Annotated in this window: 19 protein-coding genes; 13 read left to right on the forward strand and 6 right to left on the reverse strand. The window is 59.4% G+C overall.

Annotated features, from left to right (window positions below; genetic code table 11):
- The first annotated feature begins 494 nt into the window (after positions 1-494).
- From CKW26_RS06285 to CKW26_RS06295, 3 genes are all read left to right on the forward strand, one after another.
- The gene (locus tag CKW26_RS06285) at positions 495-860 is read left to right on the forward strand and encodes a DUF6124 family protein (RefSeq protein ID WP_095047916.1); all 366 of its coding nucleotides are present in this window, start codon (positions 495-497) and stop codon (positions 858-860) included.
- Positions 861-1142: 282 nt separating this feature from the next.
- Positions 1143-1916 carry a carboxymuconolactone decarboxylase family protein gene (locus tag CKW26_RS06290; RefSeq protein WP_095048101.1) on the forward strand — a complete coding sequence of 258 codons (774 nt, stop codon included), beginning with the start codon at positions 1143-1145 and terminating at the stop codon, positions 1914-1916.
- A gap of 129 nt (positions 1917-2045) precedes the next feature.
- Positions 2046-2714, forward strand: coding sequence for a bifunctional 2-polyprenyl-6-hydroxyphenol methylase/3-demethylubiquinol 3-O-methyltransferase UbiG (locus CKW26_RS06295; protein ID WP_095047917.1), 669 nt, complete (start codon positions 2046-2048; stop codon positions 2712-2714).
- A 212-nt stretch (positions 2715-2926) separates the two neighbouring features.
- Here the strand turns inward: CKW26_RS06295 and CKW26_RS06300 are convergent, their stop codons facing one another.
- Entirely contained in the window at positions 2927-3196 is a 270-nt protein-coding gene (locus CKW26_RS06300) for a transmembrane sensor/regulator PpyR (protein ID WP_095047918.1), read from the reverse strand.
- 313 nt (positions 3197-3509) lie between these two features.
- Between CKW26_RS06300 and CKW26_RS06305 the strand changes: the two genes are divergently transcribed.
- The gene (locus tag CKW26_RS06305) at positions 3510-4013 is read left to right on the forward strand and encodes a VOC family protein (protein WP_095047919.1); all 504 of its coding nucleotides are present in this window, start codon (positions 3510-3512) and stop codon (positions 4011-4013) included.
- A gap of 35 nt (positions 4014-4048) precedes the next feature.
- Positions 4049-4882: an AraC family transcriptional regulator gene (locus CKW26_RS06310; protein WP_095047920.1), complete on the forward strand. Its 834-nt coding sequence runs from the start codon at positions 4049-4051 to the stop codon at positions 4880-4882.
- A 42-nt stretch (positions 4883-4924) separates the two neighbouring features.
- On the opposite strand, the gene CKW26_RS06315 is transcribed toward CKW26_RS06310, so the two are convergent.
- Entirely contained in the window at positions 4925-6922 is a 1998-nt protein-coding gene (locus CKW26_RS06315; RefSeq protein WP_095047921.1) for a YncE family protein, read from the reverse strand.
- Between the two features lie 150 nt (positions 6923-7072).
- On the opposite strand from CKW26_RS06315, the gene CKW26_RS06320 reads away from it, so the two are divergent.
- The 3 genes from CKW26_RS06320 (at position 7073) to CKW26_RS06330 (ending at position 8750) form a co-directional block, all read left to right on the forward strand.
- Entirely contained in the window at positions 7073-7375 is a 303-nt protein-coding gene (locus CKW26_RS06320) for a helix-turn-helix transcriptional regulator (RefSeq protein WP_077572353.1), read from the forward strand.
- A 61-nt stretch (positions 7376-7436) separates the two neighbouring features.
- On the forward strand, positions 7437-8420 hold the full coding sequence (locus tag CKW26_RS06325; protein WP_095047922.1) for a zinc-dependent alcohol dehydrogenase family protein: 984 nt from the start codon (positions 7437-7439) through the stop codon (positions 8418-8420).
- A 21-nt stretch (positions 8421-8441) separates the two neighbouring features.
- The gene (locus tag CKW26_RS06330; RefSeq protein ID WP_095047923.1) at positions 8442-8750 is read left to right on the forward strand and encodes an antibiotic biosynthesis monooxygenase; all 309 of its coding nucleotides are present in this window, start codon (positions 8442-8444) and stop codon (positions 8748-8750) included.
- A gap of 121 nt (positions 8751-8871) precedes the next feature.
- Here the strand turns inward: CKW26_RS06330 and CKW26_RS06335 are convergent, their stop codons facing one another.
- From CKW26_RS06335 to CKW26_RS06345, 3 genes are all read right to left on the reverse strand, one after another.
- On the reverse strand, positions 8872-9459 hold the full coding sequence (locus CKW26_RS06335; RefSeq protein ID WP_095047924.1) for a LysE family translocator: 588 nt from the start codon (positions 9457-9459) through the stop codon (positions 8872-8874).
- A 330-nt stretch (positions 9460-9789) separates the two neighbouring features.
- On the reverse strand, positions 9790-12027 hold the full coding sequence (locus tag CKW26_RS06340) for an ATP-binding protein (protein ID WP_095047925.1): 2238 nt from the start codon (positions 12025-12027) through the stop codon (positions 9790-9792).
- Positions 12024-12638 (reverse strand): biliverdin-producing heme oxygenase, encoded by a 615-nt coding sequence (locus CKW26_RS06345; protein WP_095047926.1) that lies wholly within the window; start codon positions 12636-12638, stop codon positions 12024-12026. The genes CKW26_RS06340 and CKW26_RS06345 overlap by 4 nt, the downstream gene beginning before the upstream one ends.
- 275 nt (positions 12639-12913) lie before the next feature.
- On the opposite strand from CKW26_RS06345, the gene CKW26_RS06350 reads away from it, so the two are divergent.
- Positions 12914-13534 carry a LysE family translocator gene (locus CKW26_RS06350; RefSeq protein ID WP_095047927.1) on the forward strand — a complete coding sequence of 207 codons (621 nt, stop codon included), beginning with the start codon at positions 12914-12916 and terminating at the stop codon, positions 13532-13534.
- Here the strand turns inward: CKW26_RS06350 and CKW26_RS06355 are convergent.
- A complete protein-coding gene (locus tag CKW26_RS06355; protein ID WP_095047928.1) occupies positions 13531-13944 on the reverse strand; it encodes a VOC family protein in 414 nt (137 codons plus the stop codon). The two genes, CKW26_RS06350 and CKW26_RS06355, sit on opposite strands and share 4 nt — an antisense overlap.
- A gap of 210 nt (positions 13945-14154) precedes the next feature.
- Between CKW26_RS06355 and CKW26_RS06360 the strand changes: the two genes are divergently transcribed.
- The 4 genes from CKW26_RS06360 to CKW26_RS06375 all read left to right on the forward strand — a co-directional run bounded on the left by CKW26_RS06360 (position 14155) and on the right by CKW26_RS06375 (position 17662).
- Positions 14155-15237: a bifunctional transcriptional activator/DNA repair enzyme AdaA gene (locus CKW26_RS06360; protein WP_095047929.1), complete on the forward strand. Its 1083-nt coding sequence runs from the start codon at positions 14155-14157 to the stop codon at positions 15235-15237.
- Between the two features lie 32 nt (positions 15238-15269).
- A complete protein-coding gene (locus tag CKW26_RS06365) occupies positions 15270-16067 on the forward strand; it encodes an isocitrate lyase/phosphoenolpyruvate mutase family protein (RefSeq protein ID WP_095047930.1) in 798 nt (265 codons plus the stop codon).
- Positions 16068-16697 carry a DNA-3-methyladenine glycosylase gene (locus CKW26_RS06370; RefSeq protein WP_095047931.1) on the forward strand — a complete coding sequence of 210 codons (630 nt, stop codon included), beginning with the start codon at positions 16068-16070 and terminating at the stop codon, positions 16695-16697.
- 449 nt (positions 16698-17146) lie between these two features.
- Positions 17147-17662, forward strand: coding sequence for a DoxX family protein (locus CKW26_RS06375; protein ID WP_095047932.1), 516 nt, complete (start codon positions 17147-17149; stop codon positions 17660-17662).
- The last annotated feature ends 1 nt before the right edge of the window (position 17663 follow it).

Raw genomic sequence — 17663 nt, forward strand, 5'->3', positions numbered from 1 at the left:
CCTGGAAGTACATGGAGATCTGCTCCCTTTCCCCCTCGCCCCCTTTGGGGGAGAGGGCTGGGGTGAGGGGGGGAATCGCACTGACACACCGCAAAACCCAAAGCCCCCGCCATCCAGTATTTTCATCAATAAACACGAAGGCCGTGATCACGTTTAAAGCACACAAACCGTTACGCCATCCTCCCTACAACACCTTGCGTCGTTACCTACGCGTACGCCAGAATCCGCCGGCTTACACGGCTATGGGCCGGGCTATATCGTTTGCCTGTCACTGCAAAACAGTGATCGGGTTTGGTAGCCCGTCTGTAATAGCCGTGTGACAACACCCTGTGCTGTCTCTTTGTGGAGGCTCAGTTCAATGGTAGTCATGCGTGGGGCTCACTCGTGAGCGCCGGGTTCCTATTGCAGCCGGTCTACCAACCCGCGTATGGCCACCACCCACTCGTTTGGTAGCGAGAGTGATGGCTCCTTAAACTGCGATAGGAGTTTCATCCATGTTCAAAATCACGCCAAATCCGCCACCCACCGATCCAATCCCTCACGACCCAGCGCTCAACCCGCAAAAGGTCAAAGAAGCCACCGACCGCGCCCTCGACTACTACCTGCGACCCGAAGCACTGGGGGCGCCGCCAAGCTCACCCAAGTTTCGCCCGGTCTATTTGGTCGACCCCACGCTGGATGACGAAACCCTACGGGTCGAAGCCTGTGAGTCGCTTTCCTACGCCCACTCCATGGCCGGTAACATCGCCAACTCGATAGGCGGCCCGGAGCGCAAACCGCTGCTGGCGCTGCAACAGGTGATCATGCTGAACGAGCTGCTGGTCAATCGCCTGCTGGACAAGCTGCGCGTGCCACAGTAGTCACCCAAAGGATGAGTGCAGAGTTACCCCTTCACTCATTCCGTAGATTGATGAGCAGAATTCATCAAGCCATCCCGATTTAGCCGTCTAGTGCCCCCCCGTCACCTCGCTTACTGTGCTCCCCACGCCCAACGGGAGATCGACATGCACAAGCGCACACGCGGCAACCGTTCACTCGAAGTATCCGCCCTCGGCGTTGGCTGCATGGACCTGAGCTATGGCTATGGCTCGACCACAGCTACTCAGGACATCACAGAACCGCAAAGGATGGAGCCTTTCACGATGGCCACTGACACACGCAGCAGCGCTGCCCTTCCCGCACTTATGGCGTTCTGCCTGAGCGTTGGGTCGATGTTCAGCGCTACCACTCAAGCAGCCGAGACACCGCAATCCATGACTACTCCGCAAACCACAGCACGAGCCCTGTCGGGTAAACAACAGACGATTCCACTGATTGCCGCGTTCATGGCGACCAGCGACATGCGCAACCTCAACTCGGCGCTCAACCAGGCACTCGACGCCGGCCTGACCATCAGCGAAACCCGGGAAATTCTCGTGCAGCTCTACGCTTACGTCGGGTTCCCGCGCAGCCTCAATGCCTTGAACGAGCTGATGACCGTGGTGCAGGCACGCAAACAACGCGGCATCGAAGATGCGCCGGGGCGTGAGCCGGGCCGGGCGATTCCAGTTGGGGATGAACTGCTGGCCAGCGGCACGGCGAATCAAACGAAAATTTCGGGCGCCCCGGTCAAAGGCCCGGTGTTCGAGTTCGCCCCGGTTATCAACCAGTTCCTGCAAACCCACCTGTTCGGCGACATCTTCGAGCGCGACAACCTTGACTGGCAAAGCCGTGAACTGGCGACCGTCGGGGCGCTGGCTGCAACGCCGGGCGTAGAATCGCAACTGCGCGCGCATATGGCGGCGAGCCTGCGCGTCGGGCTCAGCGCGGCACAGTTGGCCGAGGTCACTGAGCTGCTGAAAAAGCACGGTGATGCGCAAACCGCCGAACGTGCAAATGCAGCGCTCAAAGAGGCTTTGGCGGCTTCGAAAAAATGACCGAAAAATGGACCTGATATCGATTTCTCAAAAATATCGGCGTTCGGAGTTGTGTGGGTGCGCTGATCTACAAACCCTGGCTTGCGATCAGCGTCCATACTGTGGTTTTTCAGAAGTCGGGACTCCGCCATGCCCTCCCCCGAATCCAGCCTTTTGCAGAGCTGGCACGACAACGCTGATGTCTGGATCGTGGTGATCCGCAGCGGCGCCATCGAAAGCCGTCAGCAGGTTACCGATCAAGCGATTTTGTTGGCGATCATGGGCCGGCAGCCGCAGCGTGTGCTCGACCTCGGCTGCGGTGAAGGCTGGCTGTTGCGGGCGCTGGCGGATCGGGGGATTGATGCCGTCGGGGTGGATGGCGATGCGCGGCTGGTCGAAGCGGCGCGTCTGGCGGGGGCGGCGCGGGTGCATGTTGCGAGTTACGAAGCGCTGGTCGATGGCAAGGTCGATATCGGTCGTGACTACAACCTGGTGTGCGCGAATTTCTCGCTACTGCATCAAGACATAATTCCGCTGCTTGCCGCGATGAATGCCTTGCTTGTTCCCACAGGTGTTGTGGTCATTCAGACACTGCATCCATGGTCTGTCGCGGCAGGCGATTATCAGGATGGCTGGCGCGAAGAATCGTTCGCGGGATTCAAAGGTCAGTGGCAGCCGATGCCGTGGTATTTCCGCACGTTGTCGAGTTGGCTGAATGCGCTGGACATGGCCGGGTTCCAATTGGCCGGTTTGCAGGAGCCACAGCATCCGCAAAGTCCAGTGCCGCAGTCCTTGCTGATGGTTGCCGAGCGCCGCTGAGATTTCAGAAACACCATCAATCATTGTGGGAGCTGGCTTGCCAGCGATGGCGTCGGGTCAGTCAACATTGATGTTGAAGGTGCTGGCCTCATCGCTGGCAAGCCAGCTCCCACAGTGGTTTGGGTGTGCCAGGAATTTGTGACCACCATACAAACCTGTGGGAGTGAGCCTGCTCGCGATGACGGTATTTCAGGCGACATCAATGTTGAATATCAGACCGCAATCGCTTGCAGGCAAGCTCCCACAGTGGTTTCGGGACCACGGATGCGGTACTGCGCCAGCAGGCGCATGACGTAGCCGATCTTGATCAGGGTCGGGCCGAGGATGGTCAGCGAATGCATCGCCACCAGCAGCGCAATCGGCATGTGGCCGTTGTAGAGATACGCGCCGTAGATGCCGGCCAGCAGCATGAGCAGACCAGCGACGAGGATTTTGCTCGACAGGTGCAGAACGTCCAGCGGGCTTTCGAAGAAAGTGAGCATGGTGGCGTACTCCTGAGCGGTTCGTTTAGGTCAGTTGAGTACATCAAGTCTCGTGCCAGATTATCAATTCAATAGAATCAGTTAGTTGCACGATAACAAGTCAATTTGACACAACGCGGACATAGTCAATTCGACCTGAAACCTTGTCATTACGACTACAGAAAGACACGGTAAGAAAATCCGGTCTGCGGCTCGGTGTCTCCGTCGTCAGAATTTCCAATGCTCGGCAATTGTCTATCTACGGCACCGGCAATCGACCAGGGACTGACTACGCTGAAAATCCTGCGTGTCTAACCTGCCGAGGATGACTGCCATGCAACGCTTTCAAAAGCTCACGCCCTGCCTTTGGTTCGACGATCAGGCCGAAGCCGCCGCGAAGTTCTACTGCTCGATCTTCGATCACTCGAAAATCACCGGCCTGACCCACTACAGCAAGGTCGGCCAGGAATTTCACGGCAAGCCGGAAGGTGCGGTGATGACCGTCAGTTTCGAACTCGACGGCCAGACCTTCACCGGGCTCAACGGTGGGCCGATGTTCAAATTCAGCGAGGCGATTTCGTTTCAGGTCAATTGTCAGAATCAGGAAGAAGTCGACCATTTCTGGGGCCATCTGTCCGAAGGCGGCCCCGTCGAAGCCCAGCAATGCGGCTGGCTCAAGGACAAGTTCGGCGTGTCGTGGCAGATCGTGCCAGTGGCCTTTATGCACATGATGCTGGACCCGGACACCGCCAAGTCGCAGCGAGCGATGCAGGCCATGTTCACGATGAAAAAACTCGACATTGCCGAACTCGAACGGGCCTTTGCCGGCCAGAGCTAATACACTGGCGCACTGGCCTGCCGGGAATAACAACGATGAAACACGCTGCCGCCAAAAACCCTGAAAAAGACCCGCGTTTCTGGCGCGACGCGGCGCTGCCGTTCATTGAAGCGCGGGCCATCGCCGATGGCCGCGAGGTCTGTTACGCCCGGCATTCCCATGCACATTTTTCCATCGGCGCAATCACCGCCGGTCGCAGCACCTATGTGCATGAGCAGGCGCAGTTCGAGGTCGCGGCGGGCACTGTGGTGCTGATGAACCCCGGCGATGTGCATGCGTGCAATCCGATCGATGATCAGCCGTGGTCGTATGTGATGCTGTACGTGGAAACGCCCTGGCTGACGGATTTGCAGCATCAGTTGGGCTTTGCCGGTGATCTTGAGTTTCGGCGTTTTTCCACCACACACCTTGATGACACTGCGCTGTTCAACGAACTGAACGGGCTGTATCAAACGTTAGTCGACCCGCAACAGGATGTGCTGCGCAAGCAAAGCGCGGCGGTGGAGTTTTTCAGCGACCTGCAACTGCGTTTGAACCCCGCCGGCCCCTCTCTGCGCGAGCCAAATTTCAAACTGGAACGCGCTGCCGATTTCATCCGCGAGCACTGCACCGAAGTGCTCAACCTCGACGACATCTGCGCCGCTGCACAGCTTTCACCGTCGTACCTGATCCGCGCCTTCAAACAGCATTACGGCATGACGCCCCACGCATTTTTGGTCAACCAGCGCATCCAGTTCGCCCGCGAGCGTTTGCGCAGAGGCCAGTTGATTGCGGATGTGGCGCTTGAGGCAGGGTTTGCCGATCAGGCGCATTTTCAGCGAGCGTTCAAGCAACATCTGGCGGCGACGCCCGGCCAGTATCGCGGTTGAGAAACGACACCACCCGCAGCGTTCATTTCAAGCCATCACGACTCAGCGCACATCACCCGGAATCGGCTCCCATGGCAATGCGTTGAATTCCGTCTCGCCTTCCCCGTTCTGTGCATTGATACCCGCTACTCCCGGCAACAGAGAAATGACCGATACAGTGCCTCTGTCGCAAGCCACGAAAGCCCGGCTATCGTCATCGCTGATCGCAATTTCCATGGCCAGCGCCCCAACAGGGGTAGAAGTGATCACCTCGAAATTTGACGTATCAATCGTGTAGACCGGTCCAGCAGCAACATACGCCCTAGTCCCCGCATGGTTAAACACAATTCCTCGGGCGATATCATTGAGCGCAATGCTCTTGCCCGGGGCCCAAGTGTGAGTATTGAACTGCACGACAGTGCCTTGGCCACCCACCCCTCCGGCAACGTAAAAGCTGTTGCCGTCTGGGCTGAATGCAACACCATAAGGTTTCATCGGCGTCGACACAGTACGGATCACTGCCAACTTTTGGACATCAATGACCGAGACAGAGTAGCTCTCGTAATTGACCACGAGAACCAGACTGTCATCGGGAGTCCTGTCGATTCCTCTGGGGTACGTGGCTACCGGAATGGTTGCGGTCACGCGCAAGTCCAGCGTATCAATGACCGTCACAACATTACCGCTCCAGTTGCTTACGAAGGCACGTGAACCGTCCTGACTCATCACAATGCCAATTGGCTGTGCCCCGACAGGAATGTTCGCGATTAATGTGGAACTACCCGTATCAATGACAGAAACCGTACCGAAATGATTACAGGCAAAAGCTCGCGAACCATCGTAATTCAGGGCAATCTCCCACTGACTAGCCTGCTGTGGTATCGGCGTCTGACCGATCACTTGAGAGTTCCCGGTGTCAATCACATACACTGCGCTTGATCCATGGGTATACGCCCTAGTACCGTCCGGACTGAGCGTAATACCGGTTACGCCGCTCGGCATGAAAATTGATCCGAGATATCCGTACGCCATGATGGTCAAGGCTGCAGTGGCAACGGCGCTACCATTGGCAGCAGTCAAGTCATACGCCCCTGACGTACGCGCCCCCCTCACCCCACGGATCGTCAGCGTGCCATCCGTTTGCGTAGTAAAGTCACGAGCACCTCCAATCCCATCGGGAAATACCGTACCCGCTGGCAAGGTCACAGAAATGGCTCCGGCCGCCCCCTGTCCTTCCCGGGTCAGGCTTAGCTCAATGTCCTTGACGCGCCCGCCGGGAGCGACACTGTAAGGGCCATTGAGAAACGCAACCACATACCGGGACTCGCTGGCATGGATATCCATGAAGGTCGTCGCGGACAAATTGCTGTTGCCCAGTTGATCAACCACCCGGGCACTGATCGGCGTCTGGGGGTTGTCGCCGATTTGCTGGAAATCCGCAGCCATCAACGTCAACGTGATCGGTTGGGCAGGGTCGGTAACGGTAATCGTGCGACGCTCGGTCCCCACGGTCAGCGTCACCTTGTCATACGGGCGCGCGTAACTGACCTTAAAGCTAACCACCACGCCTTGCGCCGCTTCTGTTGGGCCGACACTGGCAGGGTGGGCGATGGTAAAACCCGCTGGTACGGGAAAACCCGGGGCCGGGTTGTGATACAGCAGCTTCAGGATCGGCTCGGAGTCGTTGGGATTTCCTGAAAGGCGAGTCACCCGGTAAAACATTTCATTGATACCGTTCACCAGCAAACCTGACTCCAGGCGCAGGCTGATTCGTTCCGACTCCTCTCCCGCCTCGATGGTTTTACTCGCGGACGTCTTTTCGCCGTTGAGCCACACCGTCACGTTATCGCCAACCGCCATTGCGTTCTCGTAAACGCCCGTCGCGGTCGACAGCTTCGTGAACGGATCAATAAACATCAATAAACCTTTATCCGCCGGATAGATCGATTGGGGAATACCGCCATGGGCAACACCGGCGGGAAGCACAGAGTCTTCCCATCCCGGAATGCTCATCGGATACAGCTTTAATGCTTCGACCGGTTCTGTTGACTGAACATCCATACCGTTCTCCTGGAAAGCAAAGCCTGTTCGGCTGATGCGTCATTACGCAGAACAGGGGAAATCTCGTCTACTGTCAGAAATTACAGGTACAGGTGTAATTCCGATGAACGGCTATATTGACATATCGGTAAATTCCGATATCGTCGCGGCATGGAACTACTCGAAATCTTCAAAGCCCTCTCGAACCGCACACGCCTGGAAATCCTCAAAGGCTTGAAGGATCCCGAGAAACACTTTCCTCCCCAGGACGAAGGTGACGTGCATACGGTGGGTGTTTGCGTCAGCAGTATTCAGGAAGGCGTCGGGCTGTCGCAGTCGACGGTGTCCGATTACCTGGCGACGCTGCAACGCGCCGGCCTGGTCGAAGTCAGGCGTATTGGGCAGTGGACCTATTACAAACGTAACGAAGCAGCGATCAGCGCGCTGGCCGAGATCATCGGCAGCGAGCTGTAATTTTTTGCCCCACGATATCGAGAATTCTCGATATCCCTTTTTACCGAAACGAGGAAATGCAATGCAAGCGATGATCCTTACTTCATTTGGCGGCGCGCAATCGTTCGAACTTTGTGAGGTACCCAAGCCAGTGCCACAAGCGGGCGAAGTCCTGGTACGGGTGCACGCTACCTCCATCAACCCGCTGGATTATCAGGTTCGCCGTGGCGACTATGCCGATCTGGTGCCCCTCCCCGCCATTACCGGGCACGACGTCTCCGGCGTTGTCGAAGCCGTCGGGCCGGGGGTGACGGCGTTCGGGCCGGGTGACGAAGTCTGGTACACCCCGCAGATTTTCGACGGCCCAGGCAGTTATGCCGAATACCACGTGGCGGCCGAAAGCATTATCGGCAAGAAGCCGCCCGCACTGAGCCACCTTGAAGCGGCAAGCCTGAGTCTGGTTGGCGGCACGGCGTGGGAAGCGCTCGTCGTGCGGGCGGCGCTCAGAGTCGGCGAGAGCATTCTGATCCATGGCGGCGCGGGTGGCGTCGGTCATGTCGCAATCCAGCTGGCCAAAGCCATCGGCGCGAAGGTCTTCACTACCGTGCGTGAAGGCAATTTCGAGTTCGCCAGGCAGATGGGCGCCGATGTGCTGATCGATTACGAAAAGGAAGATTACGTCGAGGCGATCCTGCGCGAAACCGCTGGCCGCGGCGTCGATGTGGTGTTCGACACCATTGGCGGCAACACCCTGGCACGCAGTCCCGACGCCCTCGCACAGCTTGGCCGCGTGGTGTCGATCGTGGACCTTGCCCAGCCGCAAAACCTGATTCAGGCCTGGGGCAAGAACGCCAGCTACCACTTCGTTTTCACCCGACAGAATCGCGGCAAACTCGATGAGTTGAGCGCATTGATCGTCAACGGTCAGTTGCGCCCGCACGTTGGCGCGGTCTATGCGCTGGCCGACATCGGCCTGGCCCATGCCCGGCTGGAGACGCCCAACAACGGCCTCCAAGGGAAGATCGCGATTGCTGTCATGCCGTCGTCTCAAGTCGACAATCGCTGAACTCACTTCGAGGAGAACATCATGGTTTACGAGATCGCTCTACTACCCGTTCACCAAGAACAAACTGAAGCGTTTCGGCGTGCGTTCGCCGAGGTCGAGCCTTTGCTCAAACGGGCAAAGGGTTACGGCGGCCACCTGCTCGCGCCAGGAATCGAAACGCCTGAGGTGTTCAATTTGATTGTGCGCTGGCAATCCCTTGAGGATCACACGCCGGGGTTTGAAGCGAGTGAAGACCATCGGCTGTTCATGCTGGGCCTGGAGGAGTATTTTTCGGACGAGCCGAAGGTCTGGCACATCGAAGGTGGCGCGTTTCAGCAGCCATTCAACTAATCAATCTCTCGGCTACCCGTGATCCATTGTAGGAGTGAGCCTGCTCGCGATAGCGGTCTATCAATCGACATTTATATTGACTGATACACCGCTATCGCGAGCAGGCTCACTCCTACAGGGTTTACGGTAGCAGCAGGTATATCGCGCTGACGGCCAACAACCCCGCCATCACCCGATTGAACCAACGCATTCCCGCCGCATTGCTCAAATACCCACGCAAAAACGTCCCGGCATACGCCCAGCAGCCGACCGACAGATAACAAATCACCAGATACACCGCCGCAAACTGCCACACCAGCCGCGCCTCGCCATCAGCGACAAACGCGCCCATACCCGCGACGCATGCCAGCCAGGCTTTCGGGTTGAGCCATTGCATCACCGCGCCATACAGCATCGATGGCGCCCGCCCTGACTCACCGGCATTCAACTGTCCGTCATCCATGGCCAGTTTCCACGCCATGAACAGCAGAAACGCCACGCCGGCCAGTTGCACCACACGGGTCATGAACGGCCAGAGCTTCAACACCTCATGCAGGCCCAATCCCATCAACACCAGCAACAGCACAAACCCCAGCGTCGCTCCGGCAACATGCCGCTGACTGGCGCGAAAACCGAACTGCGCCCCGGAACTCAACGCCACGATATTCACCGGCCCCGGCGTGATCGACGCAGCCAACGCAAAAGCCGCCATGGAAACAATCAGACTCATCGCACACCTGCTTCAAATCGAGGAACAAGGTGCTCACGGTAGCGAGCACCCGGTCCTCGGTATTGAAGAAAATGCCCCTGTGATCCTGATCGTTCCCACGCTCTGCGTGGGAATGTAGCCCGGGACGCTCCGCGTCCCTTCCAGAGCCGAACGCAGAGCGTCCGTTGAGGCATTCCCACGCAGAGCGTGGGAACGATCAAACGACACAAATCCCCTGTGGGAGCGAGCCTGCTCCGGGCGGCGTTCCGACGAAAGCGGTGGGTCATTCAGCACTGCATTGCCAGGACGACCCCATTCGCGAGCAGGCTCGCTCCCACATAAAAGCTGTGTTCAGTCCAAACGCGGCACGGTGAAGCGGAACTCGCTGCCCTGCCCCGGTTCACTCTCGGCGAAGATCCGCCCGCCATGGGCTTCGACGATACCTTGGGTGATGTATAACCCCAGACCGGTGCCGGTCGGATTGCCCTCTTTCACCGTCCAGTAACGGTCAAAGACGTGCGGCAGATGTTCCTTGGGAATGCCCTCGCCGCTGTCGCGCACAGTGAAAACGATATCATCGCCGACCGACGTGGCATGCACGCCCACCGTGCCCAGGCGCGGGGTGAACTTGATCGCGTTGCCGACCAGATTAGACAGCACCTGAAACAGCCGCTCGGGGTCGGCATGGATACGCAGATCGGGGTCGGCGGCGAAGGAAATGCTGATGTCCTTGTCCAACGCCAGCGGCGCGAGCAACGCCTGCGCCTCCTCGAACATCTGCCCGACATCGAGTTTCTGCGGGGTGATGGAGTAGCGCCCGGCATCGATTTTCGAGGTGTCGAGCAAATCTTCCAGCAACGTATTCATGCGCCCGGCGGCCTGCTGCATGGTGTCGATGGCCGTGGAGATCCTGCGCGAAGTGTGCGGGCCGTCGGAGCTGAAAGCCTTCTGCATCATGCCGCAGAGCATCGAGATCACGGTCATCGGGTTACGCAGATCGTGCGACACCACCGCCACCAATTCATCGCGGGCGCGCACCGCTTCCTGCTCACGGCGGACCTGCCGGGCCAGATCGTTTTCCAGTGCCGAACGGCGCAGATCATTGGCGGCGAACAAATCACCGTGGCTCCACTTGGTGGAGATCCCGGCCATCTCTACTTTCCAGATTTCGAACGAGGTACGCGGGCGCAAACGCAGGCCGGCGCCGGAGTTTTCCAGGTCCAGCGGCTTGCGCGGATCGCCGCTCCAATTGATGTTCTCCTTGACCTCGGGACGGAACCAGAACACACCGTTGTCCACCGGTTTCGGCAAGCTCATGGCGAGCACGCCGCTGGCCACCTGCTGATACTGCGCGGCCGGCGGGTAGACGCTGGCCAGGTGATGACTGGCAAACACTGGCTCGCCGCTGTCCTGCAGCCACTTGTGCAAGGCGCGAATGTCTTCCGGTTCCGGGCAGTTGCCGTAACGGTGCAGTTGTTTGTCTTCGATGATCGCGATGCCGCCGGCATTGGTCAGCGCCATCAACGTCTGCGGTTGATTGGCCAGACCGTCGAAGACATTCTGCGGCGAGTCGATCATCGCCTGATTGAGCAGCGCCAAGGCTTCGACTTTTTCTTCACGCTGACGGCTGATCTCCAGCGCTTCCATGGCGCTAATCTGCAACGACAGTACCTGGCCGATGGTCTGGCACGCCGCACGCAACTCATGCGGCACGTGCAGTGGCTGACGATTGCCGCAACTGATCAGGCCCCAAAGCTTGTCACCCTTGAGCAGGGAAATGCTCATCGACGACAACACGCCCATGTTTTTCATGTACTGGCAGTGGATCGGCGACACACTGCGCAGGGTGGCGAAACTCAGGTCCAGCGGCGTGTTCGTGTCCGGGCGCAGCTTAGGCACCAGCGGTACCGGTTGGTAGTCGGCATTGGGGATGATCCGCAGCCAATTGGTGCGATACAGCTCACGCGCCTGTTCGGGAATGTCCGACGCCGGGAAAAACAGGCCATTGAACACTTCCATCGACGGGTCGGAGGCTTCGGCGATCACCTGACCGTGGCCCTCCTCCTCGAAACGATAGATCAACACCCGGTCGTAACCGGTCATGGCCTGAATTTCCTTGACGCTGATGTCATACAGCGCCTGCAACGTGGTGGCCCCTTGCAGACGCTGGAGCATGCGCCCCAGATGCGTTTGATTGCCGGCGATATTGCGCGGCTGGAAATTTTCCACGTGGATTTCCAGCTCCAGAATCAGCACACCTTGATGGCGGTGCAGCAAACCCTCGAATGCCGTGCCGTTGAGCCTGAAGCGCAGCGGCTGCACATCGGACAGCGACGGTTGCAGTAAAGCTTCGCGCACTTGCGCCGCTTCGGCGTCGCCGATCAGGCTTTCCAGTGGCTGGCCGATCAGGCTTTGCGGCACCCGGGCCAGCAGGCTTTCGACGTTGGCGCTGACCTGAATGATCGCCAATGCAGGTTCGCTCAGGGTCAACAGCAAGCCGTGGGGCTGGATCGCACCGGGGAAACGAATCGGCTCGTCGGCACAGTTGGCCAGCAGTTCTTCAAAGGCTTCTTTGTCTTGCGGGTTCATGCCAGTACCTCCCGGCTTTCGAGCCAGCGCTCGAAACAGCTGAATGTGGTTTGTGCGGCGGTGACGACAGCGCCGCGCTCGGCGGCGCTCATTGGCCGACTGCCGAGGTATTCGATAAAGTCACGCCAGCGCCGGCCCGTGGCGGCGCCGTAGATATCGAGAAAAGCCGCGCCGTTATCGGCTTCCAGGCCTAACCGCGTCGAGATTTCCCGGCGCAGAATCTGCCCGCCCAGCGTCGCCCCCTCGAGGACGTAGAGCACGCCAAGGCAGGCTGCGCTTGAGTCGATGACCGGCAACTGCTCGCACTGCGGCAGGTTTTGCAGCGCTTCGGCAGTTACGCCCAGCGCGTGCAGATCAGTGCGCAAGGTTAGCGCTTTGAGTCGAGGCGTCAGATCAAAATCGGCAGGAATTGCATCACTGCGGAGCAAGGCGTTTTCCAGCGGCAGATAGAAGCCGTAATAAGCCTGCATCAACCGCACAAAAGCCTGGGTATCGAGGGTATCGGAGAAAAAAGGAAGGCGTTTTTCCAGTGCGATGTGCAGTTCGGCAGTGCCGGCTCGCAGATCTTGCAGCACCGGTGGCACATAAACTTCACGGGCCTTTGCTTGCATGTAGATCGCTCTTGGTGGGGCCGCCGGGGGCCAAACGGGGTGAATGCAACGTCGGTGAAATTTTACACGGCTATCGCGGTTTCTGACCGGCCGGATAGATATTTCTGCCGAAACCATCACCCTCTGAGTCATTCAGAGTGAAGGCATCTGCAAAAAGTTCGACCGCGTTGCCCAACGGCACCGGGCGCTGTACCGCGACAGCGCCGCGTGACTGTATGGGTCTGAGCGCCCGGAGGCTGTGCTAAAAATATCGCTCTCGTTTCTGGAGTGCCGTCATGGATCTCGCCACGCTCATCCTGTTTCTTCCGGCCTGCTTCGCCCTGAACATGGCCCCCGGGCCGAACAATCTGCTGTCGGTCAGCAACGCCACGCGTTATGGCTTTCGCCGCGCCTGCACGGCGGGCATCGGACGGATTCTGGCGTTCGCCGGGATGATCGCACTGGCCGGTGCCGGTCTCTCAGTGGTGTTGCAGACTTCGGAATGGTTGTTCCATGCGATCAAGATCGTCGGCGCGGCGTATCTGTTGTACCTGGCCTGGCAGTTGTGGTGGGCCAATCCCGAGGCCGAGCAGCAAGTAACAGGCGGGACCGTTGGCTTCTTTGCTTTAGCACGACAGGAGTTTCTGGTGGCGGCGGGCAATCCGAAGGCGATTTTGCTGTTCACCGCGTTTCTGCCGCAATTCGTCGACCCGGCGCGCCCGGTGGCGGCGCAATTCGCCGTACTCGGCGTGCTGTTCCTTTTATTGGAGTGGATCGCCATCAGCGCCTACGCCTGGATGGGCCTGCACATGCGCCGCTGGTTCGCCGAGCCGCGCGGCAAACGGATCTTCAATCGTTGCTGCGCAGGCCTGCTGTCGGCGGCGGCTTCGGTGCTGTTGATGGCCAAACGCGCTTAAGCCTCGGACGGGCCTTTGAGTTCGACCTGATTGCCGTCCGGGTCGAAGCAGTACAGCGACAGCCCTTTGCCCTCGGCGCCGAAGCGTGACTCGGCTTTGGCCACGCTCAAGCCGAAGGATTGCAAGTGCGCGCGCAGTGCTTCTTCGTCGAACGGCTCGATGCGCAGGCAGAAGTGATCGACGTTACGCCGTTCGCTGCCGGCCGCCCCGCCGCCCTTGCGGCCGAGTTCGCCTTGCAGGTCGACGAGGTCGATCATCGACGTACCGGCGCGCAGGTGTATCAGGCCCAACGGTTCGTTGCGCTTGACCACTTCGGCACCGAACACCTGGCTGTAGAAGTCGATGCTGCGCGGCAGGTCCGCGACGCGCAGGACGATGTGATCGATATGCTGGATGGAAAACGGATGCATCGGACACACCTCAACAAACGGTAGGAGCTGCCGATAGCGGCGATCTGGGATTTTGGGACGCGGAGCGTCCCGGGCTGCATTCCCACGCAGAGCGTGGGAACGATCAAGATCGCAGCCTGTGGCAGCTCCTACACGGTAGTTCAGAGGGGTTGAAAATTCACTGTCGATTTTTCGGTGGAGCCATCGACAAACTGGTTTTACTCTCAGCCCATGAACATACAAACCGCTGTCCTGCCGCCCCACGCCGAGATGGTTCGCGCCATGCTCGAACGCGACACTGCCTACGAGGGCGTGTTCTTCACGGCCGTGAAAACCACCGGGATCTTCTGCCGCCCCAGTTGCACGGCGCGCAAACCGAAACCGGAGAACGTCGAGTTCTTCGCCCACGCCGACGACTGCCTGTCGGCGGGCTATCGCGCCTGCCTGCGCTGCAAACCACTGGATGCCGCAGCCATCGCCCCGGACTGGGTGCAACGGCTGCTCAACGCCGTGGACGCCGATCCGGAGGTGCGCTGGAGCGACGCACAATTGCTCGCTGAAGGCATCGAGCCGCTGAAGCTGCGGCGCTGGTTCAAGCAGCATTTCGGCATGACCTTCCATGCGTGGTTGCGTACGCGCCGCTTGGGCATGGCGCTGGGCGGGATCAAGCAAGGCACCTCGATTGATCACGCCGCGTTTGATTCGGGTTATGAATCGCTCAGCGGTTTTCGCGATGCCTTTCAGAAGTCCTTCCACATCACCCCGGGCCGCGCCGGACACAGCGAGCCGCTGCTGTTCACCCGGTTGACCACGCCGCTGGGGCCGATGATTGCCATGGCCGAACGCCGTGGCCTGGTGTTGCTGGAGTTTCTTGATCGCCCGGCACTGACCCGCGAAGTCGAGGAATTGCAGAACCGCTACGGTTACGCGGTGGCGCCGGGGCACAACGCGCATTTGCAGCAGATCGAGGCGCAACTGGCGCAGTATTTCGCCGGCCAGCTGAATACCTTTACCGTGCCATTGCACCTGCCCGGCAGCGAGTTCGCCCGGCAGATCTGGTCGGCGCTGCTGCAAATCCCTTACGGCCACACCAGCACCTACGGCGCCATCGCCGCCGGTTTGGGCAAACCCGGCGCCAGTCGCGCGGTCGGCCTGGCCAACGGGCACAATCGGCTGTCGATTGTGGTGCCTTGTCATCGCGTGATCGGCGCGGATGGCTCGCTGACCGGCTATGGTGGTGGGCAGCCGCGCAAAGCGTTTCTGCTGCGACTGGAAAACGCCGCCGTGCAGCTCACGCAACCCCTGGCATTCTGACGAATCGAATCAACTGACAAGAAGGATTTTTGATGAACGCGCTCGCTACGCAGTTTCACCAGTTGCACCAGCAAGGCCTGTTGATGCTGACCAACGTCGGCGACGCCACCGGCGCGCGACTGGTCGAGCACCTGGGCGGTAAAGCCGTGGCCACCAGCAGCGCCGCAGTGGCCTGGGCCCACGGCTACCCGGACGGCAACGCTCTGCCCCTCGAACGGCTGGTGTCGACGGTAGAAGCCATCGCCCGGGTGATCAGCGTGCCGTTGACCGTGGACGTCGAGGCCGGTTATTCCGACGACCTCGGGCGCGTGGCGGAAGTGTTGGATGCGGTGATTGCGGCGGGTGCTGTTGGCATCAATATCGAGGACGGTTCTGCGGATCCGGAGTTGCTCGCGCGCAAGATCGAAGTGGCACGTCAGGTGGCCAACAAGCGCGAGGTGCAGCTGTTCATCAATGCGCGCACCGACGTCTATCTGAAAAGCCTGGTTCCGGCCGAAGATCGCGTCGCCGAAACCCTGCGTCGCGCTGCGTTATATCAAGCGGCCGGTGCCGATGGCCTGTTCGCGGCGGGCGTCACGATTGCCTATGAAATCGAGGCAATCTGCAAGGGCACGGCGCTGCCGGTCAACGTGCTTGGCTTCGCGTGTTTGCCGTCGCCTGAAGAGCTGCTGGCGCTGGGCGTACGCCGCTTGAGCGCCGGCTCCGGCATTGCCGAATTCCTCTATGGCGCGATGGGCGGGCTGGTGAAAAGCTTTCTGGCCAGCGGCAAACTCGACAGCCATGAACTCAAGGCGTTCACCTACGGCGAAGTCAACGGCTTGCTGAAATAAATGGCTGACGACTATCAAGCGGCCAGCGCGTTTCTGGCCGCGCTTGATCCGCACTGGCGGCGCCATATCGAAGCGGTCGGCCCGTGCCTGCATCAACCGCATCCGGCGCGTGATCCGTACGAGTCATTGGTGCGGGCGATTGCTTATCAGCAGCTGCATGCCAAGGCCGGCGATGCGATTGTCGGGCGCTTGGTGGGACTGTTTCCGGGGCAGTCATTTCCGCGTCCCGAGCAGATTCTTGCGACTGATTTCGAACGCATGCGCGGTTGCGGGTTTTCGGCGAGCAAGATTGCGACGATTCAGGGGATTGCTCAGGCGACGCTGGCGGGTGTGGTGCCGGATTACGCTACGGCGCTGGCGATGGATGACGAGGCGTTGATCGAGCGTTTGGTCAGTTTGCGCGGGGTCGGTCGCTGGACGGTGGAGATGTTGCTGATCTACAGCCTGGAGCGCATGGATATTTTGCCGGCGGATGACTTTGGTGTGCGTGAGGGGTATCGGCGATTGAAGGGGCTCGAGGTGCAGCCGACGCGCAGACAGATGGTCGAGATTGGTTTGGCGTGGCGGCCGTATCGGACGGTGGCGGCGTGGTATTTGTGGCGGGTGCCGAAACTGCAGCCCTCACCCTAGCCCTCTCCCAGAGGTAGAGGGGACTGATTGGGGGATATTGGAGATTTACACCGACCTGAAATAGCATCTGTGAATCCACGATCGACAAGACTTCTCAAACCTATAATCGACTGCCCTCACTAGCTCTCTCCCAGAGGCAAAGAGGACTGATTGGGGGAGATGGGAGATTTTACGCCGACCTGAAATAGCGTCTGTGAATCCATGATCGCCAAAACTTAGATCCATAATCGACCGGATTTCTCAGGTCGATGGATGACGCAAGACAACTCGGTCAGCCCCCTCTCCCCCCGTGAGAGGGCTGGGGTGAGGGGCCTTTGACTGTATCGCACTGTATATCCCGAAGCCGCAGACACACCAAAAGCACAATCCCCACACCGTCGACACACACCCGATACACCCCAACGCTGAAATGCCCCGGTCGATTTCACTCAACTCACCGGAGCTGCATCATGACCGCCACCCTTTCAACCGCCATCAAAACCCTGCACCTGAACCTCGACCGCGCCGGCACCTGGCTCGCCCCTCTGACCCTGCGCCTGTTCATCGCCTGGGAATTCTTCGAATCCGGGCTGGAGAAACTCAACGGGCAGAACTGGTTCGAAGACATCCAGGACAGATTCCCCTTCCCATTCGATCAACTGCCGGCAACGCTGAACTGGGAACTGTCGATGTGGGCCGAACTGATCTGCGCACTGGCGATTCTGCTTGGCTTCGGCACGCGCATTTCGGCGGTTTCGCTGATCGTGGTCACCGTCGTGGCGACCGCCGCCGTGCACTGGCCCGCAGACTGGTCGTCACTGAGCGAACTGGCGCAGGGGTATGCGATCACCAACAAAGGCTTCGGCAACTTCAAGCTGCCGGCGATTTACCTGGCCGCGCTACTGCCGCTGGTGTTCGCCGGGGCGGGCAAGTTGAGTGTCGATGCGTGGCTGGCGCGGGTGTTCTGGAACCGAAGCACCCGCTGAG

Source organism: Pseudomonas sp. Irchel s3h9, assembly GCF_900187475.1.
Taxonomy (GTDB): domain Bacteria; phylum Pseudomonadota; class Gammaproteobacteria; order Pseudomonadales; family Pseudomonadaceae; genus Aquipseudomonas; species Aquipseudomonas neuropathica.